General features: G+C 57.0%; 19 protein-coding genes, 1 tRNA gene and 1 riboswitch. Of the genes, 2 read left to right on the top strand and 18 right to left on the bottom strand.

Translation table 11 applies throughout. The features are described 5' to 3' along the window. Positions 1–14: 14 nt before the first annotated feature. The 13 genes from tssG to E5E97_RS14195 form a co-directional block, all read right to left on the bottom strand. A complete protein-coding gene (tssG, locus tag E5E97_RS14255; protein WP_029301185.1) occupies positions 15–1,013 on the bottom strand; it encodes a type VI secretion system baseplate subunit TssG in 999 nt (332 codons plus the stop codon). After that, entirely contained in the window at positions 977–2,743 is a 1,767-nt protein-coding gene (gene tssF / locus E5E97_RS14250; RefSeq protein ID WP_118881410.1) for a type VI secretion system baseplate subunit TssF, read from the bottom strand. Before tssF ends, tssG begins: the two co-directional genes overlap by 37 nt. A gap of 3 nt (positions 2,744–2,746) precedes the next feature. Then, positions 2,747–3,178: a type VI secretion system baseplate subunit TssE gene (tssE, locus tag E5E97_RS14245; RefSeq protein ID WP_076362878.1), complete on the bottom strand. Its 432-nt coding sequence runs from the start codon at positions 3,176–3,178 to the stop codon at positions 2,747–2,749. 6 nt (positions 3,179–3,184) lie between these two features. Then, entirely contained in the window at positions 3,185–4,663 is a 1,479-nt protein-coding gene (gene tssC / locus E5E97_RS14240; RefSeq protein WP_043163044.1) for a type VI secretion system contractile sheath large subunit, read from the bottom strand. A 38-nt stretch (positions 4,664–4,701) separates the two neighbouring features. Continuing rightward, positions 4,702–5,205: a type VI secretion system contractile sheath small subunit gene (tssB, locus tag E5E97_RS14235; RefSeq protein ID WP_118881411.1), complete on the bottom strand. Its 504-nt coding sequence runs from the start codon at positions 5,203–5,205 to the stop codon at positions 4,702–4,704. Positions 5,206–5,878: 673 nt separating this feature from the next. Further along, positions 5,879–7,252 carry a tetratricopeptide repeat protein gene (locus E5E97_RS14230; RefSeq protein WP_162901963.1) on the bottom strand — a complete coding sequence of 458 codons (1,374 nt, stop codon included), beginning with the start codon at positions 7,250–7,252 and terminating at the stop codon, positions 5,879–5,881. Between the two features lie 135 nt (positions 7,253–7,387). Further along, the gene (locus tag E5E97_RS14225) at positions 7,388–7,933 is read right to left on the bottom strand and encodes a hypothetical protein (RefSeq protein WP_118881413.1); all 546 of its coding nucleotides are present in this window, start codon (positions 7,931–7,933) and stop codon (positions 7,388–7,390) included. A 123-nt stretch (positions 7,934–8,056) separates the two neighbouring features. Beyond that, a complete protein-coding gene (locus E5E97_RS14220; RefSeq protein WP_118881414.1) occupies positions 8,057–9,046 on the bottom strand; it encodes a type VI secretion system immunity protein in 990 nt (329 codons plus the stop codon). A 9-nt stretch (positions 9,047–9,055) separates the two neighbouring features. After that, positions 9,056–10,375, bottom strand: a complete 1,320-nt coding sequence (locus E5E97_RS14215; protein ID WP_118881415.1) for a type VI secretion system polymorphic nuclease effector — start codon at positions 10,373–10,375, stop codon at positions 9,056–9,058. A 1-nt stretch (position 10,376) separates the two neighbouring features. Further along, complete coding sequence (gene vgrG / locus E5E97_RS14210; RefSeq protein ID WP_171280457.1) at positions 10,377–12,608, bottom strand: type VI secretion system effector VgrG; 2,232 nt, start codon at positions 12,606–12,608, stop codon at positions 10,377–10,379. A 277-nt stretch (positions 12,609–12,885) separates the two neighbouring features. After that, positions 12,886–13,404, bottom strand: coding sequence for a type VI secretion system effector Hcp1 (gene hcp1, locus E5E97_RS14205; protein WP_011705044.1), 519 nt, complete (start codon positions 13,402–13,404; stop codon positions 12,886–12,888). 908 nt (positions 13,405–14,312) lie between these two features. Then, a tRNA-Ser gene (locus E5E97_RS14200) sits at positions 14,313–14,400 on the bottom strand. A gap of 146 nt (positions 14,401–14,546) precedes the next feature. After that, entirely contained in the window at positions 14,547–15,002 is a 456-nt protein-coding gene (locus tag E5E97_RS14195) for a YbjN domain-containing protein (protein WP_029301206.1), read from the bottom strand. Positions 15,003–15,160: 158 nt separating this feature from the next. On the opposite strand from E5E97_RS14195, the gene E5E97_RS14190 reads away from it, so the two are divergent. After that, positions 15,161–16,498: a flavohemoglobin expression-modulating QEGLA motif protein gene (locus E5E97_RS14190; RefSeq protein WP_016350446.1), complete on the top strand. Its 1,338-nt coding sequence runs from the start codon at positions 15,161–15,163 to the stop codon at positions 16,496–16,498. A 68-nt stretch (positions 16,499–16,566) separates the two neighbouring features. Here E5E97_RS14190 and E5E97_RS14185 read toward each other — a convergent pair whose 3' ends face one another. Together E5E97_RS14185 and E5E97_RS14180 are read right to left on the bottom strand one after the other, a co-directional pair. Continuing rightward, positions 16,567–17,148: a thymidine kinase gene (locus tag E5E97_RS14185; protein ID WP_011705703.1), complete on the bottom strand. Its 582-nt coding sequence runs from the start codon at positions 17,146–17,148 to the stop codon at positions 16,567–16,569. Between the two features lie 86 nt (positions 17,149–17,234). Next, positions 17,235–18,815 carry a Na+/H+ antiporter NhaC family protein gene (locus E5E97_RS14180; protein ID WP_011705702.1) on the bottom strand — a complete coding sequence of 527 codons (1,581 nt, stop codon included), beginning with the start codon at positions 18,813–18,815 and terminating at the stop codon, positions 17,235–17,237. 86 nt (positions 18,816–18,901) lie between these two features. Continuing rightward, positions 18,902–19,073: riboswitch (Lysine riboswitch) on the bottom strand. Between the two features lie 321 nt (positions 19,074–19,394). Here E5E97_RS14180 and E5E97_RS14175 point away from each other — a divergent pair. After that, positions 19,395–19,799: an H-NS family nucleoid-associated regulatory protein gene (locus tag E5E97_RS14175; RefSeq protein WP_011705701.1), complete on the top strand. Its 405-nt coding sequence runs from the start codon at positions 19,395–19,397 to the stop codon at positions 19,797–19,799. Between the two features lie 68 nt (positions 19,800–19,867). Here E5E97_RS14175 and E5E97_RS14170 read toward each other — a convergent pair whose 3' ends face one another. The 3 genes from E5E97_RS14170 to queE are packed head-to-tail and all read right to left on the bottom strand — an operon-like array spanning position 19,868 to position 21,331. Continuing rightward, complete coding sequence (locus E5E97_RS14170) at positions 19,868–20,431, bottom strand: cob(I)yrinic acid a,c-diamide adenosyltransferase (RefSeq protein ID WP_011705700.1); 564 nt, start codon at positions 20,429–20,431, stop codon at positions 19,868–19,870. Continuing rightward, positions 20,428–20,658, bottom strand: a complete 231-nt coding sequence (locus E5E97_RS14165) for a DUF3820 family protein (protein ID WP_005299948.1) — start codon at positions 20,656–20,658, stop codon at positions 20,428–20,430. Before E5E97_RS14165 ends, E5E97_RS14170 begins: the two co-directional genes overlap by 4 nt. A 1-nt stretch (position 20,659) precedes the next feature. After that, positions 20,660–21,331 carry a 7-carboxy-7-deazaguanine synthase QueE gene (gene queE, locus E5E97_RS14160; protein ID WP_029303287.1) on the bottom strand — a complete coding sequence of 224 codons (672 nt, stop codon included), beginning with the start codon at positions 21,329–21,331 and terminating at the stop codon, positions 20,660–20,662. Between the last annotated feature and the right edge of the window lie 17 nt (positions 21,332–21,348).

Here is a 21,348-nt window from a genome sequence, read left to right as displayed (position 1 = left end):
GCTGATGTCTGCACTTATTCCTGCACGCAGATGGTCACGAACGGATCACTCGGCGGCTGGCCGAGAAAGGTACTCCACCCCAGGCGGGCACTCTGCTCTTCCCCCAGCCTCAGTCCCCTCGCCTGCTCCTGGCCGAACCCCAGGCGCAGATCCCAAGCCAGCTGATCACGCAGGATGAAGGAGACAAAGGTCACCAGGGCGTGAAAGTGCTCCCCGTTCGGCAGAAAGCCGAGAAACTGACCAAAGCTCAGGTTGTTGATCTTCAACAAGAACTTGCCGGCACAGTCGTTCACCTTGTCACCGATGACAAAATCACTCCCCAAGGTGGCGCAGGCGCCACCGAGGCGGTTTTGCTGATCCTGATGAATAGGCACCTTGCGCCACTGCCAGGCGCTCACCTGCACATCGGCCAGATCGAAGCAGTGAGCCACCAGACCGGCCACCACCTCGGGGGAGCGGCTGGGACTGGCCAGCATGCCCGCATAGGAGAGCATCTTGGCCCGGTTGACCGGCAGGCTCTGGCAGACCGCCTCGTTGCCAAGCCCCACCAGGGCAAACATCAGGCGGGAGAAGCCATCCTCACCGTTGTCCTGAAACCGCACGTGATAGCGATACTTGCGCCAGATCCGGTGCAGCAGGGTCAGCAGACGGTGGTGGAAGAAGTCCAGAAACAGACCGAGCTTCTGCTCCCCCTGGGCGTACTCCCACGCCAGCGAATCGAGGTAATAACCGGGCATCGGCGACTGGCTGCCGTGCAGGCCGAGGAAGGCCACCTCCAGTTCGTGGCGCCCCTGCCCGTCCCGGCCAATCTGCAACACGTCGCTGGTGGGGAACCCCAGAGAGGCGGTCGCCTTGAAGCGGATGTTCTCGTCACCCGGCAGGTAGTCGAGCCCCCGCTCCTGATCGGCGCCATCGAGCCGGTTGAGCAGCTCGACCAGCTGGAAGAAGTTGAAGCGGGGCGCCTCCCGGGCGGCGCTCACATCAGGGAGTGCTGACCGATCTGGACTGGCCATTGGTAGCGCTCCTTGTTGTCGAGATTGACCACCTCAAGCAGGTGGAAGGCGTTGACGCTGGCATAGAGCGAGAAGAAGTGGGCCAGCACGGTACTGAACAGATAGAGCTCCCCTTCGCTGCCAAAGGCGGACTGGCGGATGGAGAGCACCGACTTGAGCCCCCGCACCGGCATGCCGCGCACCAGCCGATCCACCGGCTTGGTCTCGATCTCCTCGATCCCCGCCAGCCGCTTGCGCGAGGCCTGCTCGGCCTGCTTGTCGTGCAGCGCCGGAAAATCGTAGGTGCGCAGCACCTGCACCAGGGCATCGCGACGCAGCAGGGAGACATAGTTGAGCGACAGGTTGGATATCAGCGTCCAGTGCAGACTGCCGTCCAGCGCCGGGCGCAGCGGCCGGGTCGGCCGGATCAGGTTGCGGAAGGTGGCAAACGAGGGCGAGCTGCCGGTCGGTACGCAGACGCTGCCCACCTTGAGGCGGGCAGCGCGGGAGCGGTTGGTGCAGGTGAGCGTCACCGAGATGGATTCGTCCAGTTCGACCGTGGTGGTTTCATCCCCGCGCACGAACGAGAGGCTGTGCTCGAAACCATCCCCGCTCACTGCCTCCTTGACCCGCACCCGATAGTAGAGCGCCAGCCGCTGTTTGGCCCGCTCAATTTGGTGCTGGAAGCTCTCGAACGGCTGATAGATGCGCGGCGTGCCGCGGGAGCGGCCGAGGTTTCCCTCGACCCAGCCCTCCACCTGATCCACCGAGAAGATCTCGAAGCTGTCGGCATGGCGATAGCTCGCCTTGAGGGGATACTCCGCCTGACGGCCATTGAGGTTGACCGGTTCGCTGTCGTGCTGGAACAGGTTGATGGCCGGCACACAGTTGAGCATGAAGGAGTCGGGACGGATCTTGAGCTCCGCCGGCAGCGGCCGATCGAAGCAGAAGTGCACCTTGAATTCGCTCACCGGCAGCGGCTGTTTGGGCCACTCGCCACCGGAGAGTTCGAAGAAGAGGAAGCTTTCCGGGAAGCAGAAGTACTCCTGCAAGATCCGGTAACCGGAATAGACGTTGTTCGGATAGGGCAAGAGTGCGTCATCGCGCTCGAAGCCGACCGACTTGAGGGCCTTGGCCTCCTGGCGAAAGCGCTTGCCGTCGATCTCCAGCTCGATATGGGAGAGTTGGTTGGAGAGCCAGAAGTAGAGCTCATAGGCGGTGTAGCTGTCGCCACCGAGGAAAAAGCGCAGCTTGTCCAGCTGCAGTTCGCTCAGCGGCAAAGGGGCATGCAGGGCGATATCCAGCGAGATGGTGGAGAGATCGTTGCCGCTCTGGGCTGCGATATGACGGATATCGGCCGGATAGACCCAGGTATCGTGACAGGTCTGGAAATGACAGGTCACCTCGTCCAGAGGCAGACTGTCGAGCTGGCAGCCTTGCCTGACCAGCGCCGGCTGGGCGATGGCGCCCGGAATGACCGAAAACTGCATGATGGTCATGCTGGGCACGGGACGCAGGTAGTTGGGCCAGAGCATGTTGAGCAGACCGTGGGTCAGCTCGGGAAACTCATCCTCAATCTTGGCGCGCAGGTTGCCCGTGAGGAAGGCGAACCCCTCCAACAGGCGCTCCACGTCCGGATCGGTATTCTGCTCCGACAGAAAGCGGGTGAGCTCGGGATAGGTGTCGGCAAATTCGCGCCCTTGCAGGCGCAAAAATGCCAGTTCATCCCTGAAGTAATGTTCCAGCGACATTGATCAGACCATGCGGTAGTGACGGTGACTGTCCATATGGACGTTGAACGAGGTAACTTGCTCGATATGCTCCAGCCGCACGTGGGCCGTCACCTGAAACGACATCTCAAGCGGGCTCGCCTGATAGTCGGGTGAACGAACATCCACATGGATGATCCGTGGTTCATAACGACGGATGCATTGCCGGATCGCCTCCCGGATCCGCCCCTTGATATCCGCACTGCCCTGAGTGGCGTCATTGAGATCAATGACCCCCAGATCGGGTGCACTACGGCAATTGCCGGGGCGGGTGTTGAGAACCTGCTCGAGCTGCCGTTTGACAGATGCGATCAGTTCCTCAGACTCCGAGCGGGGAGAGGAGCCAAGCCCCTCCCCCCGGATGCGATCAAACAGGCTGGCCGCATTTCCTCTATCCCAGGAAGAGAGATGCGGCATCGGGCCTTATTCCTTGTCCAGACGACCTACCAGAGAGAGCTCGAAGCTCGCCCCCATGTACTTGAAGTGCGGACGCACGGCCATGGCGACCTGATACCAGCCCGGCTCCCCCTCCACATCCAGCACCTTGATCTGGGCGGCACGTAGCGGACGGCGGCTGCGGACCTCTGCCGGCGGGTTTTCCTGGTCGGCCACGAACTGCCGGATCCAGCTGTTCAGCTCACGCTCCAGATCCTGACGCTCCTTCCAGGAACCGATCTGCTCACGCTGCAGCACTTTGATGTAGTGCGCCAGGCGATTGATGATGAACATGTAGGGCAGCTGGGTACCCAGCTTGTAGTTGGTCTCGGCCTCCCGGCCTTCCTTGGTATTCGGGAACACCTTGGGTTTTTGTACCGAGTTGGCGGAGAAGAAGGCGGCGTTGTCGCTGTCCTTGCGCATGGTCAGGGTGATGAAACCCTCTTCCGACAGTTCGTACTCGCGACGGTCGGTGATCAGCACCTCGGTCGGGATCTTCGCCTGCAGCTGACCCATGGCCTCATAGACGTGCACCGGCAGGTCGTGGATGGCGCCACCGCTCTGCGGGCCTATGATGTTCGGGCACCAGCGATACTTGGCGAAGCTGTCGGTCAGGGAAGTGCCCATCAGGTAGGCGGTGTTGCCCCACAGGTAGTGATCGTGGTCCGAGCTGATGTCTTCCTGATAGTTGAAGCCCTTGATGGGGTTTTCGGTCGGGTCGTAGGGCAGACGCGCCAGGAAGCGCGGTGCGGTCAGTCCCAGATAACGGGCATCTTCCGACTCACGCAAGGCGCGCCACTTGGTGTAGGCCGGCCCTTCGAATACCGATTTCAGATCCTTGATGGAGGACAGATCGGTAAAGCTGTCGACACCGAAGAAGGATGGCGCCACAGAGGAGATGAACGGCGCATGGGCCATGGCCCCCACCGCACTGACGTATTGCATCAGCTTGATGTCGGGTGCGCTGTGGGTGAAGGCGTAATCACCGATCACGGCCCCCACCGGCTGGCCGCCAAACTGGCCATAACCGCTGGAATAGACATGCTTGTAGAGGCCGGACTGGGTGATTTCGGGCGAGAACTCGAAATCTTCCAGCAGCTCTTCCTTGGTGGCATGCAGCACCTGGATCTTGATGTTCTCGCGAAAATCGGTGCGATCCACCAAGAGCTTCAGGGAGCGCCAGGAGGATTCCATCTCCTGCAGCTCCTTGGCGTGCAGGATGACGTCCATCTGCTTGCTGAGCTTCTTGTCGAGCTCGACAATCATGCTGTCCACCAGCGCCTTGTTGACCGGATCGCTGGTGGTGCCGCTGTCCAGAATATTGGCGATCAGGGCTGCAACGCCCTGCTTGGCGACGCTGTAGCCCTCATCCACCGGGGTAATGCGGGCCTGCGCCATGATTTCGTCCAGCAAGGACGAGGAGGCAGCACTCGCCCCCGCTTGAACCTGTTCTTCGACCAAAGACATGTTTGTTCCCTTCTCGTTCAGTCAATCCAACCCGGCGATCACTCGGCAGGCTTAATCAAATCCAGCTCCTTGAGCAGCTGCTCACGAGCTTCATCACTGGACAGCAGATCCTGCAAACGATTGCGGAAAGCAGGAATATTCCCCAGCGGCCCCTTCAGGGCAACCAGCGCTTCGCGCAGCTCCAGCAGCTTGCGCAGCTCAGGTATTTGCTGGGCCACGCGGTCAGGGGTGAAGTCTTCCAGAGACTGGATATTGATCGAAACCGGCAACGCACCCTGGCTGTTCTCTTCCAGACGATTGGGAACGGAAAACTTCAGTTCCAGTGCGGATTCTTTCATGACGGACGAAAAATTATTCTTGTCGATGGAGACGGTCTGACGCTCCTCGATCGGGGTGTCTTCGGTACGGCCCTTCATATTGCCGACTACCATCATGGTCAACGGAAGTTCAACTTCTCCCTGCTGCCCACCGGTCGCCGGTACATATTTGATATTGATACGTTCTTTGGGCGCAACGGTAGCGCCATCGATATTTTTTCCCATGCTCTAAATACCAAGTTATGGATCTACAGAGACCCAAAAGCTTATAGCCGATGGATTAACCAACAACTGTCAAAAATGACAGTTGACGATATGGGTGGATATCGCAAGGAAAGTCCACAGGCCAACAGATATGCTTTCGATATGAATAGAGCAAAGCTCTAATAATCAAAAACATAATATTCACGTTTGTATTTATACAACCCGAAGTGCCTCTACTCTTTGTTAGAGGTCATATTGGCTTAAGGCGCCATTTGCGGCAGATGGTATATTCACAGGCAATAACACGTCAATAATCCATTAATAAAACAAGCAAAACAAAAATAAAAAACACAACAAAAACAGCATGTTACTGGAAGTTAAAAATCTAAACAAACATTTGCGGCATATTACCCACATCAAATATCAGAAAATAATTTCACTTTTCAACAATTAAAGACGTTATTTTCCATCATTAACGACTCAATACGTCACTTACTGTCGAAAATATAATGCCATCCATGCGTCAAACTGTGCCGCGACAGCACACAATAGGATTCCATTACATGAAAGGACATGATAAGTAGCTTTCATCAGCTAGCCAGAACTCATTGAAAAACCAAGAAAACAATGCATTGCCATCGTAATGAGATCATTGAAAATGATGAGTTCCTAGATTGAAAGGCAATTCCTCTACTTAACTAGGCAACAATTCCAGCTGATTTTTCTGTTGTAAAAACCAATGCTGCGCCAATTTTTGTCCAACACTTTTTTCTTTTTCCGTCATACCTTTTTCCAGTTCATCACGGGCGTTGACAGACTCTTGATTACCATCTGTTGCCGCCAACAAATACCATGCATAAGCATGCACTCTATTGCGTGGTGCTCCCAGCCCCTGTTCACGCATGATCCCCATGCGATATTGGGCGATTCTGTGCTGGGCACTGGCAGCCAATCGATACTGTTTGAGCGCCTGCACATAATCTTCCTTGCCGCCCAATCCCAACCGAAGCATCTCGCCATAGGCATAACGGGCATCGACGTCACCCTGTGCTGCAGCCAGTGCAAAATTCTGACGAGCGGTCACAAGGTCCCCCCGTTCTTGCTGCCATTGCGCCAATGCCAGCTGAGCCTGGCTCAATCCCCCTTCTGCGGCACGCGTCAACCAATACTCTCGCCCTGCGGCATCACTCTGCTGCAAGCTCAATTGATATTCGGCTTCGTGGGAACCACTGCCTGCTGCCAGCTCCAGCCAATAACGGCCAAGCGCAAGATCCTGATTAACCTGCTTGCCGGCCAGATAGGCTTGCCCCAACCACAGTTGGGCCGGCGCAGCCCCCGCATTGGCGGCTCGCTGATAGAGGCTGAGAGCCTCTTCAGGTGGTGCCTTGCGTGCCAACACCAACAAGGCTTCCGGCTGCTGCTGAGCGGCGGATCTCTCATACCAGCGCAGGGCAAGATCGGGGCGCTTGCTCACCCCTTTTCCCTGCTCATAGCGAGCTCCAAGCTGGAATTGGGCATCCCGATTGCCTTGTTCAGCGGCTTTCTCCAGCCATTTGACGACTTCCTCATCGGATCCCGCCTGACCTGCATACCATTGTCCAAGTATCAACTGGGCACTCGCATGATCGCGCTTGGCCGCCTGCTCGAACCAGTCGAGACACTCATTGGCCAGCTTGCCCTTGTGCTGCAGCCGACACTCCATCCCCAGCCGATAACTGGCATCCGGATTCCCCAACTTGGCCGAGCGCTGCCACCAGCCACTGGCCTGCTTGGGGCTCTTGGGCTCCCCCAGACCAGCCTGATACCAGTTCCCCACCTGCAGCGCAGCTTTGCCTCGCATGTCAGCATCTGCCGCCAGGGGGCCCGCCTGCTCGGCCGCCTGTTTCATCCAGCGCATCGCCTCGGGATAATCCGGCTTGGCCGCCAAACGATTGGCCAGCTCATATTGCGCCTTGCCTTGGCCCTGCTGAGCGGCTTGAATGAGATCGGATTCAGTCTGTGGTGTCGTAGTGGAACAGGCGGCGAGCCAGTGGCTCGCCAGTACCAAACATAATGTGCGGTATGTCATCGTTTGTATCTGCAAATAATGAAGATGGAAGGGTGGCTGTGTACATAATGCTTGCTTACAACCAGATAGACTTTCTATTGCTTATCAACTTTTAAACAGACCTTGTTCTGGACATGCCCATGACGCCCAATAATATTATTGCTCGTTTACATGATCCAGCTTGACCAGAGCCAAACCCAGCTTGCGCCCCTCGTTTAACAGTTTATCGAGAACATCCGTTCGACAAATAAACCCTGTATATTGATCTGCATCTATATCCCAAAGCACGACTTCATATCCTCGCGCTTGCAGCCATAAGTCATAAAGCACCAATATGCGCCAAACCGATGTATCCTCACCCGGTTCGGAGCAAATAAAATGTTCCTTGATGCCGTGAATATCCGCCAATGCGTTGCCCTGCAACTCAACTTCCTCGACGTCTCGCCAGTCAATATTGAGACACACCCAATGTTCATCAGAGTTGAATTCAACAAGTGTTGACACAATGCCGCCCTGTAGCTCATCGGCATGGGTATTCATCAGCGTGTTCAATCTGCCGGCTCTGATCTCTTCAGGCAGAGGGGATAGTAAAATTGATAGAAGCCATTTCTTTCTTCGTCTTTCGACATAGACCATGGGAATCAACAGGGGTGACAAGATGATGACTGAGAGGAGCAGAAATAGTTTTTTTATCGCCTTCACTTTTCTTTCCTGATTTTTTCATACAGTGCCAAAGGGGCCAAGCAATACCACGGCAGCACCAAAACGATGCTCGGTTCGCGATGTATCGATCACGCAGGCAATGCATGATCGATACACTGCGGACTACTCCTGTACCCAGAACAACATGTCATCCTTGTTGACATGGGTTTGGGAAGGTAAGCGCTGCCCTTTGCGAAGCTGCCACTGCTCATCGGTCAGGTTGCAGCGCCAGTTGCCATCCTGCTCCACCACGGAACCCGGCATGGCAATAGGATGTTGGGCTACTCGCAATGCCTGCCATTTCTCTGCAATACCATTGGCTCTGGCATAATCCACCAGATCCTTGGGGTAATAACGCATGTCTCGATAGCTGCTGTCATCCAGCTCATAGAGCAGGGTGACCAGCGCCGCTTCAAAAGCCCAATAGCCAAAGTAGATGGCATGCTTTGCCTTGTGCCTGTCGTGCCAATAACACTCTTTACACCCCTTGTACCATCCTTTGAGATATTGCTTGATGCTTGCCTGACGCTCAACCTTGGTGGGATTAACACCATCTCCCTTGATGGCATCAAATAGCGGACGATACACCTCTGGAATATAGGATTCTGGGCCTCGAGGGAAGCCAGGATAACCCAAGCGGGCCAACAGTACGCTCCACAGCGGGTCGTCGTCCCCTTCCGGATTCTTACTGATATAACGCACCAACTCGGGCAACATCTCATCCTGGCCATAGAGGATGCTTAATGCGAACATCCAGAGCAGATATTGATAGGCATCTTGCTCCCAGTAATAAAACTGTTCATCTGGAAACTCTTTTTTATGGCGCAGCAGTTCTTTTGTTACTATCGAGAGGCATGCATTGATCTCTTCGTGGGATACGCCACCAGAATAAAGAAGAATTGCATGTTCCAAGTTGTCCATGAACATACTTTCGCTGGCCATGGAGCGGGTAGGACGTCGATGTGGATCACTCCAGCGTTCATGTAAGGGATCGTTTATTTTAGCCCACCAACTTTGGTCAAAATATGATGACTCTTTATAATCCTCTATCTGCTCTAAAAAAAACGGCTCAGATAATAGTGGATCTCGACGCTGCTCAATAAACGAACTCATTCACTGCTCCTACTTGATCGAAATCGTACCTACAGCATTGGCTGACTTATCCAGCTTGGTTATCTGTATCACTTTACCAGATTCATCGACAATCATTAGCCAAGCCTCATAACCTTCATTTTTAAGATCTTTTAATATTTTCTTGTCCGTGATCTCATCGGGCAATCGCTTGTCTATCCACTGGCCGCTCATCTGCTTGCCCGACCCCTTGGTCATCGACAACAACTGGGTGCTCTTGGTGCCATCCCCGTCGATATACTCCCCCCCTGCCGTCCGAAACTTGGTCTCGGTCACCACGTAGGGAGGCGGAGGATTGGTATTCTTGTAGATACCATCGATGCCCCGCCCTCTGGGTTTGTCATTCAGGCTACGTACCCGGCGATGTTCTGGCAACAGGTTCTCGAACTTGTGATTTGCCATCCAGTTGTCGCTGATGATCTCGCCATAAATCCCTTTCTTCGAGCGGCTCAGGATCTTGAGATCCACTTTGACCACATCGTCCGGCAGCGGGTGGATAACGGTACCACCGGGCACGGCCTTGTAACCAGGGGCATGCTTGACCGCCTCTTTCTCCAATCCAGCGGCTATCTCATCGAGGGACTTGAGCACGGGCCCCATGGCGACAGGCAGCATCTGACCGGCCTGTGACTGCATCTGCAACACCAGACGCTGGGATTGCTCAAGCCAGATCCTGACTGAAGCAGGAGCCAATCCCTTTATCTTGCCGATCAAACTGGTCAGTGACTTGACAGCATCGTTCAGATACCCCATCAGCACGCTGACGGCAATCTGTCCTCTCAGCCCACGGATCTGGCCAGCAAATTCTTTCAGCACCTTGTCGAGGCGCGAGATACCCAGCACTTTCTTGACCTTGGGATCACTGAGAAACGTCAGCACGGGCGCCATTGCGGGTCTGATCGCCTTGCTGGCATCCCCACCCGCCTTGCGGACAAACAGGAAGATGATTTTCAACACCCCCTTGAGCGCAGAACCCAGCGACGGGATCAGACCTATCAGGGTAAAGCTCAGAAAAACCCACTTATCCGGCTGCTTGGGATCACGGGAAATATCCCGGGCATTGGCAATCAGATCGCGACAATCCAGCACCTGATCGACCACGGGAATAAGACCCAGCACCGCATTGGCGGCGATTTGTCCTGCGCTTTGATTGGGGTTGAAGTCACCCTGCAGGGCCTCCCAAATCCACTGCAGGCTGGAAGCAACCCCCTTTTTTACCGCCTCTGCACTTTGTTTGACATAGGCCGCGCCACCAGACACCGCCTTATCCAGGTGGTCATAGAGCTGTTCAAACAGATCGTTACCGAACATATCAGCCCTCGTCGCTCAGACTGTCGAGATGGCCGGTGAGGGCCGAGATGGATTCACGGGGCAGATCCGCAAAAGTGTCCTGCAGGTCATAGGTCACTGAGGCGGTGCCAGCAGGCACATCCTCGAGCAGCGCCATGCCCTCACCATCCAGCGTGCCCTCCCGCACCGAACCATCGCTCAATACGGCCTTGTAGGGGGTGCCCGCCAGCGGCATCAGCTCGGAGTCGAGGTGATAAAATTTCATCCAGCGTGTGTGAGGGCTGTCCAGCATACCCTCCATGCTCTTGGGTACCTTGCCAGCCCAACCGGATCCAGAGCCTGCATTACCACCCGAGTTCATCTTGATGGTGGGGCCGACCAAAGTGACACCGCCGCCATCAACCTTGATAAAGCAGCCGCCGACCTTGACGGTAATCTCAGAACCCGCTTCCAGCACCACCTTGGCACCGGCTTTGACGTGCACTTCCTGTCCCGCCTGGGTGAGCCAGCTCTGACCGAGTTTTTGATGCATGGAGGTATCCACGGTCAGCGAGTAGTCAGCCTTGATATGGTCCCGCTTCTCTCCTTCAACGGTCAGATGATCGTTGCCAAGACTGGGCGGGGCCCCCTCCTCACCTGGCACCTTCCTGACACGGCTCACCCGCTCGTTGTCGATATCCCGATGCTCGTCGTGTTTGATGTGCCAGGCGGCATCATTTTCGATAAGCACGTTCAGGTCTTTCTGACCGTGGATGTAAATCTCTTCCTGCCCCGCCTGGTCTTCAAAGCGCAGCTCGTTGAAGCCCTCACCCTGGTGGGTTTCGGTGCGCAGCACGGTGCGGGTCTTGTTGGCCGGCAGCTCGTAGGGCGGCCGATTGGTGGCGTGATAGGTACGACCAGTCACGATGGGCTGGTCCGGATCCCCTTCCAAAAAGCTCACGATGACCTCGTGGCCGATGCGCGGGATGGCCATCATGCCGTATTGGCCGCCGGCCCAGCCCTGGGAGACCCGCACCCAGCAGGAGCTTTGGTCATTGGAGCTGCCGTAGCGGTCCCACGGGAACTGCAGCTTGACCCGGCCATGCTCGTCGCAGTAAATCTCCTCACCGTCGGGGCCCACCACCATGGCGATTTGCGGGCCATCCACCATCGGCTTGTGAGGAGCCTCCGGGCTGCCGATGCGTGCCCGCCAGGTGGTGCTCGCTTTTACCACCCCGAATTCGTTGTGGTAGACGGTGGGGCCGCTGCCCCCCTCCTCTTCCAGCGCCTGTGGCTGCAAGCCGGTGTGCTGGATGCGCACGATTTGCCAGTCGGTGTTGAGGCTGCCGTTGGGGTGTTCAGTGAGTGAAAACGTCTGGCCCGGCAGCAAGGCGGCGCTGTTGGACTTAGCCAGGCCCGCCACCGCGTCATTGCGCAGCGCATCCAGCCGATGTTGGGCAAAGGCCTTGCCGCTGCCATCCTGCTTGTAGCGGCCCGGAAAATCGAAGTGCTGGTAGGTATCGCGCTGATGCGCAAGCTCCGCCCCCACCTTCTTGTGGGAGAGGCCGTAAGCCGGCGTCTTGAAGCTGTAGTCCTTGAGCTCCACATCCGAGGGGCGCACCGCCTCCCGATAGTGGAACTGCCGGACATAGGGGCCTTGCTCGAGGGAACGGTTGCCGAGGTTGAAGAAGAGCTCGGGGCCGGCGGTCAGGGCGGCTGCGTCGTCGGCAAACACGATGCGGTGCTTGCCCGCTTCAAACTCGTGGAAGTAGAACATCCCCTCTTCGGCGGCGAGGCGGTTCACGAAATCGAGGTCGGTTTCGCGATACTGAACGCAGTACTCCCGCTTGGCGTGCTCGTTTTTCAGGGCAAACGCATAGTCGGTGATGCCGTGCTCTTGCAACAGGATGGAGAGGATTTCGTCAGGCTTCTGCGCCTGGAAGATGCGGGAGTTCTGGCGCAAAGAGAGTCGCCACAGCGCCGGCTGCACCAGCAGCTGATAGCGGGTGCGGCGAAAGCCGCTGTCACCCTGCGCGAAGTCACTGACCACCCCGCATACCCGGCGCTGCAGCTCGCCGTTGTACCACACCAGCAGCTCGCACGGCTGGTCCAGCACGGCGCCAAAGTCGATGTCTGGCTGGCCACTCGCCAGCTCCAGGTGCAGGTTGAACGGCCGGTTGAGCCCTTCATCCAGCGCAAACTCGGCCACCACGAAGGTGCTCTCGGGCAGGGCCCCCACCTTGACGGTAAATTGTAATCCTGTGCTGTCTGCCATCGCTGAGCGCCTCTGAGATGTCGTGTAGCCCCATCAGACGGGGCACTGCAAGCCGGGTGAGAGATCCGCCATCGCCCCGGTTTTTCTGACACCATGGCTACCGCACGCCCTTGACGGCGTGCGGCAAGACGTAAACCCGGATTTTTTCTTGTACCCGCTCACACCAGGCAAACGGACATAAGAAAAATGAGGGGGAAACTAGCTGACTCGGTTGAAAGCAACGGGCTATGGGTGAGGAAAACAAGGGGCACCGCAAGCAGTGCCCCTGATGGGCAAGTTACGCCTCGATCGGCGCACGCCAGTCGTCTGCACCGGAAGTACCGGCAACGGTGTGCTCCCAGTTGATCTTGCGATAGGCCAGAGAGACCTGGATCAGTTGGGTGAAGTCAGACTTCGCCGGATCCTGGCAGTGCGGCATCTGGCAGTCGATATCGACGATGGTGGCATCGGTCAGCACGGTAGAGAAGAAGTGTTCCTGCTTGCCCTCGACGGAGGTGCGGTACCACTTCAGGGTCACTTTCGGCAGCATTTCGCCAGAGGCCAGGGAGTTGTACATCAGCGGCACGGCTTTGTTCAGCGCAACGGTGAACTTGAACGGCTTGTGGACACGTTGACCAGCAGGCTGACCAGATTGCGGGTCAGTCGGTACGGTCACGACGTGTTGAAACTCTTGCACCAGCATCTCGTCTTCGTGGCCCTGCACGAAGATGTTGCCGACGGAATCGGAAGTGAAGGCACCGGCGGTGATATTGCCCTGGGTTTTACCTTCGATGCTGATATAACATGGAGTTGGCATGGGTATGCTCCTGATTGGTTGAACGGTAATGACACTCGACCGAATCCGTTAGCAGTGACCATGCCAAACCAATTTTTCTTTAAAAAACAAACAATTAAAATAAACCTTCACTTGCACAGCCGCCATGTGGCGCAACAAGTTGCGTGGTTGGCATATAAAACCATCCAATCTTGCACAACCAGCACCAATCACTAAATAAATGGCAATCCATTGCGCAGGGAAGAGTTTATCTCTACCCCTCACCTATTACCCGGCGATCACTTACTGAAGGTAGGCACTTGGCCAATCAAAGCGTGGGCGACCAAAGACTCTCACCACAGGCAGAGAGAAACAGACAGAAGCGTGCCAAGAGGTCTTCGAAAAACAGACCTCTTGGCGCCAGAGTAATAAGGAAGAAGAGAGGCGACGTGGTGAGCGCGCTGCTCAATGAGATGGACAGCTTGGCAAGCTTCCTTGCATAACGTCCAGCCGGACTACCCTACCCGCAGGTCGCGCCTGGGTCAGAACCGGGCCGCCTTTAGTGGATAACGTAAAAGGGCCTATCTTGCGATAGGCCCTTTTACGTTGTTTGGTTATGAGGGAAGGATCATTCGCCACCCCTTCGGGGCGGCCTGCGGCCGTTCATCGCAGCAAGCTGCTCTGCTCGAACCCGGCGAGAGTTCTCCCCCCCTCTTCGACATGAGCGGATAATTCTTCCCCAAAGCAAAAAACCAACCATCAGGTCGGTTTTTCAATCTGTACGCTGGGTCGGGATTGACTCGCGCCATCCATGGCGCTCGCCCTGCGGGCGGCCTCTGGCCGTCCAGGCGGACTATCCTGCCCGCCTGTCGAACCAGGGCCCGAACCGCGCCGCCCGTCACCAAATAAAGTAAAAGGGCCTGTCGCAAGACAGGCCCTTTTACTTTATTTGGCGGTGAGGGAGGGATTCGAACCCTCGATACGTTGCCGTATACACACTTTCCAGGCGTGCTCCTTCAGCCACTCGGACACCTCACCAAATTTTGGTCTGTTGTTTAACGTGCTCAGCCAGCACTCTGTTCGCTGCGCCGTTGCGCTGGAACGGGGCGTAATTTAGGGGAAAGCCCCGCCGGCGTCAACGGCTTTTTGCATCAGGCGAACCGTTCGCACATTTAACGCACAAATCAGTGCACAGACTCCGGTGCAACCTGGATTTCCGGAAGATTAAGGAAGCCCAATCGCTCGCATTCGGAGACCACTTCATGCGTGGTGGCGATGGTGCTTTCAACGAACAGCAGGAACTGCTCGACTGACAGACCGGCCTTGGTGAAGACGGTGTGGCCCACCACCAGACGCGGCAGGTTGTCATCGATGATGTCGAGGAACACCTTGAGCGACGGGTACTGCATGTTGAGACGACCCAGTTCGGCCACCAGCGGCAGCAAGGCGGAGGGACGCACCTCCAGCTCGGATGAAAACAGCAGCCCTTCCTCTTCGACGAAGATCCGGCTCTCCTGAATGCCTTCGACGGACTGCAGAGAGACAATATGGATACCGTGGCACTGATCACAGACGTAGTGCTCGATACGAGCCTGCTGCAACCAACGCATTATCATTTCGGAGCTGGGGATATTCATCATTTCCACGACACAATTGGGATCAAGGGGCGCAGTCTAAACCAATTTTCCGGCAACCAAAAGCGCACTGGCCGGATAAGCACATGCCTCGCTTCTTTTTGGCAAGCCGCCTGCATATACTCAGCCCATTCCAGCGCCACACTCGCCCCACAGGGGGCTAAATGACCATCCAAGAAAAGTACCGCCTGCATCTGAAATCCCTCTCGGATGAACTCTTGATCCTGCAAAAGCCCATCCGCATTCTGGATGCCATCAAGTGGCCCCGTCACCTGCAGGCCGACTTTCTGGCCAGTGGAGGACGTACGCTGCCGGCCGTCGACAAGGCCTTCTATGATGGCCTGCCCCTCGGCTTCGATCCCCGCAACAAGTATCTGGAGCTCAAGGAGCTGCGGGACCGGATCCGCCGCCGGCTCGGCCCCCAGGACGAGCTTGGCCGCATCCTGCAAGAGACGGTGGATCAATACATGGTGGTCATCGAGATGCTGCGCCAGCGCGGCCAACCGGATTTTCTGCGCTACAGCCAGCTGCTGTACGGTTCGGCCGGCGATCACCTGCGCGGCGATCGCAAGACCCTCAAGGAGCTGGGCGCGAGGCTGTGCGACATCTTCTCCCTGCCCGGCGCCCGCCACCTAGTCCGCCCCTACCCCAAAGAGTTCGAAGGGGAAGCGGCGGTGGCCAAGTTGCAGGGCAAGCTGTCGAGCTATTTCAGTGACGGCACCGTGCAGGTCAAGCTGAGCGATGGCATCGTCTCGGACGCGGCGGCCGGCGGCGATTACATCAAGCTCAACTCCCACGCCCGCTTCTCCGAGCTGGATCTGCAGGTGCTGGAGGTCCACGAGGGCTGGGTGCACGTGGGCACCACCCTCAACGGGCGCCAGCAACCCTATGCCACCTGGCTCAGTGCCGGTTCGCCGCGCATCACTGCCTGTCAGGAGGGGTTGGCGGTGCTGATAGAAACCCTCACCTTCAGCTCTTTCCCGGACCGGGCCAAGCGCATCTCGGATCGGGTGATGGCTATCGACATGGCGGAGCGCGGCGCCGACTTTATCGAGGTGTTCCAGCACTTCGTCGGCCAGGGCACCAGCGAACACGACGCCTACAAGATCACCCAGCGGGTGTTTCGCGGCGGCATGGTCGAGGGGGGAGCCTGCTTCACCAAGGATCTCTCCTACGTGAAGGGCTATGTGGAGACGGTCAACTTCATCCGCAGCGCCGTGCTGGAGGGGGTGCCCGAGATCCTGCCCATGTTGTTTGTCGGCAAGGTGACCCTGGACGACATCCCGGTGCTCTATCAGCACTATCTGGAGGGGCTGATCAGTGCGCCCCGTTATCTGCCCCCCATGTTTCGCGATCTCACCGGCCTCTACGTCTGGTTTGGCTTCGCCTCCGGCATGTCGCTGGTGGATATCGGCCGGGTGCAGCAGCACTTTCGCCAGCTGTTCCACCGCCTGCCGGTGGCCGATCCCATCATAGCCCCCGTCGACATCGAGATTGACTGAACCACCAGCAACAAAAAAGGCGCCAGATTGGCGCCTTTTTCTATCTACTCATCGCGATGAAGAGGGGGCTATTTGAAGGCCCGCCCTTCCAGATAGTGTTTGCGGCACAGGGAGACATAACGATCATTGCCGCCGATCTCCACCTGTTCGCCATCGCGCATCACCTGGCCTGCTTCATTGACCCGGGAGTTCATGTGCGCCTTGTTGCCGCACCAGCAGATGCTTTTCAGCTCCTCGAACTTGTCGGCCAGGCAGAGCAGGTGGTAGGAGCCGGGAAACAACTCGCCGCGAAAATCGGTCTTGAGGCCGTAGGCGATCACCGGAATGTCCTGCTCGTCCACGATGCGGGCCAGCTGATAGACCTGCTCCTTGGTCAGGAACTGGGCTTCATCGACGATGAACACGTCAATGTGCCGCTCGGCATGGCGGGCTTTTACCATCTCGAACAGATCGCAGCTATCGCTGAACACCTCGACTCTCAGCTCCAACCCTACCCGGGCACTGATCACCCCAACCCCGAAGCGGTCGTCGATGGCGGGTGTCATGGCCAAGGGATGCATGCCCCGCTCCAGATAATTGAAGTGCGCCTGAATGAGCTGGGTCGATTTGCCTGAATTCATGGTGGCAAACTTGTAGTGCAGTGAAGCCATGGTACTGTTCCGAAACTGAATTTATGGGGCGCATGCTAACCAAAGCCCCCAACAAAACCAAGGGGCCTTGCGGCCCCTTGTTCTTTTTATGCGATGGCCAGGTCCGCTTGGGACCTTGCCTTGCGCAAATGGTAGCTGGAGAAGATGACGAACCAGAGCGCACTGACGCTGAAGCCTGCCAGCACCGAGTGCATCAGCCCCATCACCAGATAACCAAGGGCAGCGCCGAAGGCGATGGCCAGGGCATAGGGCAGCTGGGTCATCACGTGGTCGATGTGGTGGCAGCCAGCACCGGTGGCCGACAGGATACTGGTGCTGGAGATGGGCGAGCTGTGATCACCGAACACGGAACCGGCCAGCACGGCGGCCAGCATCGGCAGCATCAGCGTGATGTCACTGGCCGCCGCCATGTCGCCGGCCAGCGGCAGCATGATGCCAAAGGTGCCCCAGCTGGTGCCGGTGGCAAACGCCATGGCACAGGAGAGGATAAAGACCACGGCAGGCAGCACTTCGATGGGCAGGTTGCCGTTGGCAAGCGATGCCAGGTACTTGCCGGTCTCGACGTCACGCACCACGGCGCCGATGGTCCAGGCAAACAGCAGGATATTGATGGCCGGCAACATGGCCATGACCCCTTGCGGCGCAGCCTTGATCCAGTTCTTGGCGCCGAGCTTGAGACGCATGGCCAGACCGATGGAGACCACCAGGCTGCACAGGGCGCCATACACCAGGGACGAGCCGACATTGGTATTCTCGAACGAGCCAAGCACGCTGAACGGCTCGCCATTGGCGGCCAGCACGGCGGCGCCGGAGTCGATCATGAAATAGACGGTGGCCGCGGTCAGGGTCAGGATCGGCAGCACCATGTCGATCATGCCGCCGTTGCTCTCCTCCGGGCTCTCCATGTCCAGGCCGATGGGGCGGCCCTTGGACTCATCCCACAGCTTGCCTTCCAGCGCCCACTGCTCGTGCTGACGCATCGGGCCGATGTCGAGCTGGAACGCGATCACCACCAGCACCATGATCAGGGTGAACACCGCATAGAGGTTCATCGGGATCATCTCGACAAAGGCGGAGATGGGGCTCTGCCCGGTGATGCCGTGAGCCGCCATGATGCCGCCGACCAAGGCGATGATATAAGCACCCCAGGAGGAGATGGGCATCAGCACGCAGACCGGTGCAGCGGTGGAGTCCAGCAAGTAGGCCAGCTTGGCGCGGGAGATCTGGAAGCGGTCGGTCACCGGACGGCAGATGGCCCCTACCGACAGGCTGTGGAAGAAGTCATCGATGAAGAAGGCAAAGACCATCATGCCGGTCAGCGTCTTGGCCCCCTTGCGGGTCTTGGCGCGCTTGGCAGCCCACTCGGCGAAGGCCCGGGTCGCACCGGAAACGCTCATCAGGCTGATGAGACCGCCCAGCAGCAGCATGAACAGCAGCATGTTGATGTTGTCACGGTTGAGTGCCCCGTCGACCCAGAAGATCTTGAGCACGGTGTTCAACATGTAATGCAGGGAATCGAGGGGAGAAAACTGGTTCAGCAGCAGACTGCCAGTGACTATGCCCACCCCCAGCGACAGCAGGACGCGGCGGGTCAGGATTGCCAGGGCGACGGCCAGCAGGGGCGGAATGATTGACCAACCGGAGTCGGCGTAGTGAATGATGTCCATGATCTCTTTGCACCTAAAGACAGCAGGTGGAGATCTACCGAGAGGATAAAGAAACAAAACCCATGGGGAGGTAATACTCCTCAGCCCCTTCAGGTAGCGCTCCATAGTGGATGACTATGGCAGTCCTGCACCTATTAGATGCAGAACCAGCAGCCCGGTATGATGGCCTGGCCACTTCGGCGCTGACTCCTTTCCTCGTGCATCACAGGCATCACCCTCCGCACAAGTAGTCATAGGCAGCGCGCCTCTACTTAAAGGTATTCGAGGCACATTTTATCGTGCCGGCACGTTATAGCAAGTTTTTTGATTAAATCACCAAATGGCGTGGCTTAAAATGGCATGGTGGTAGTCAAATGGTGCAAACATTATGATTTTGTCGCTATTTTCATCTATCAAGAACTCAGTCGAGTATGTACATTGCCAATATTGCTGAATCGGGCCTGAATCCAAAATAGATCACTTAATTTCCACTATGAATTTATTAATTCAGCTGACTTGACTTGATCATAAATGGCCGTATAAATTAGCCAAAATTACTATATCTATTTAATTCACTCTTTTGCTCGCGTGGTGAACACTATGAACGAATTTTTGAAAGTCCTGCTGAATGTCCGTAGCCTGCGTGCCGCTTGCCGTGAGCTGACGCTGGAACAATTGGAAGAAGGTCTGGAAAAGCTCTCCGCTATTGTCAGCGAGCGCCAGCAGGATGAAGCCGCCGAGCGTCAGGCTCGCGAAGAACATCTGCGTAAAATTAACGAATATGCCGAAATGCTGAAAGCTGCCGGCATCGATCCGGCCGAATTGGTTGGCACCGTAGCCGTTGAGCCCGCCAAGGCCAGCAAGGGCAAACGTGCCCCCCGCCCGGCCAAATACCGTTATATGGACAACGGCGTGGAAAAAACCTGGACCGGCCAGGGCCGCATGCCTTCCGTGATTGCCAAGGCCGTTGCCGAAGGTAAATCCGTCGAAGAATTTGCCATCTGATAAAGCCGTACAGGCGCAATAAAAAAACCTCGCGATGCGAGGTTTTTTTATTGCCTGTAGCCTGACTATCAACCCCGCTCCGCCGCCTTGACCCAGAGCACTTCGGGGGTCGCCGTACAGGCCAGCAGGTAACGGGCAATGGTGAAGAACCAGTCACTCAGCCGGTTCATGTAGGGCAGAATGGCCGGATTGAGCTGCTCGCTGCGGCTCAAGGTCAGCAGCAGACGCTCGCAGCGCCGGGTGAGGGTTCGCACCACATGGGCTTGTGCCGCCGCACGGGAACCACTGGGCAAAATAAAATTGCGCAGCACAGGTAAATTGGCGCTGTAGGCATCAATTTGTTGCTCCAGCCGCAAGGTCCACTCATTATTCACCTGCCAGATGGCAGCTTCCTGAGCGGCGCTGGAAAATGCCAGCTCCCCGCCCAGATCGAACAATTCCTGTTGCAATAATAACAAGTCAGCCAATAATCCGGTCTCGGCCGCTGGCACCTCGGCAATAAGAAGACCTATATGAGAATTTAATTCATCAATATAACCATAGGTTTCTACCCGCATATCGTCTTTGGCCAGTTGCAGCCCATCGGCCAGGCGAGTCATGCCCTTGTCGCCCTGCCTCGTATATATCCTCATACCGACATCCTGTTAATAATGGGAACAATCATGGATTCAAGCCCGTTGAGCTTGATTTCATAGGCCAGCGCCAGCGTTTGACCCAGTGAGCCGGCGGGAAAACCGGTGCGGGCCAGCCACACCAGATAAGGCTCTGGAATATCGATGATGCGACGTCCCCGATATTTGCCGTAAGGCATCTTGTTGGCCAGGGACAACAATACCCGCTCGTCGGACAACCACTCCATCTCAATCGATATCCAGATATTTATGAGTCTGGATGGAGAGCCGCCAATTGCGGGCAATGCAGGTTGCCATCGCCAATTGAGTGGCCCTGGGTTTCTGGCTGATGGGTTGCAGTGCGATCACCACGTTTTCACGCAAGCTGGCGGTGGCCAGCAGCGCATCGAGCTCCTCCACATGGCGCTCGGTGGCCACAGGATGCTTGATCTCGTTGGCTCGCTCGAGGGCAGAGACCAGCACCGGCAGCCCTCCCTTCATATTGATCTTGGGAGATACGGTGACCCAGGTCTGCTCATGGGTCTGGATCTCGCTGGTACCGCTGGTTTCGATCTGCACCTGATAACCCGCCTCAATCAGGGCGGCAGAGAGATCCTGCAGATCATAGAGGCAGGGTTCCCCACCCGTGATCACCACGTGGCGCGCCTGATAACCGAGCTGCTGGAAGCTGGCCAGGATCTGCTCCGTGCTCATCTTGCTCCAGCCATCAGATTCGTTGGAGCAGTCGAGTACCTCCTGTACCCCCACTTCACGAGCAGGATCGACCACCCAGGTATGGCGGGTATCGCACCAGGGGCACCCCACCGGGCAGCCTTGCAGGCGAACGAAGATGGCGGGCAGGCCGGTGAAGACCCCCTCCCCCTGGATGGTCTGGAATATCTCGTTGATTGGGTAGTGCATCTTGGTCACAGCTGGTT

The organism is Aeromonas sp. 2692-1 (assembly GCF_013085505.1).
Taxonomy (GTDB): Bacteria; Pseudomonadota; Gammaproteobacteria; order Enterobacterales; family Aeromonadaceae; genus Aeromonas; species Aeromonas hydrophila.
This window is presented reverse-complemented; position numbering and strand designations above follow the sequence as displayed.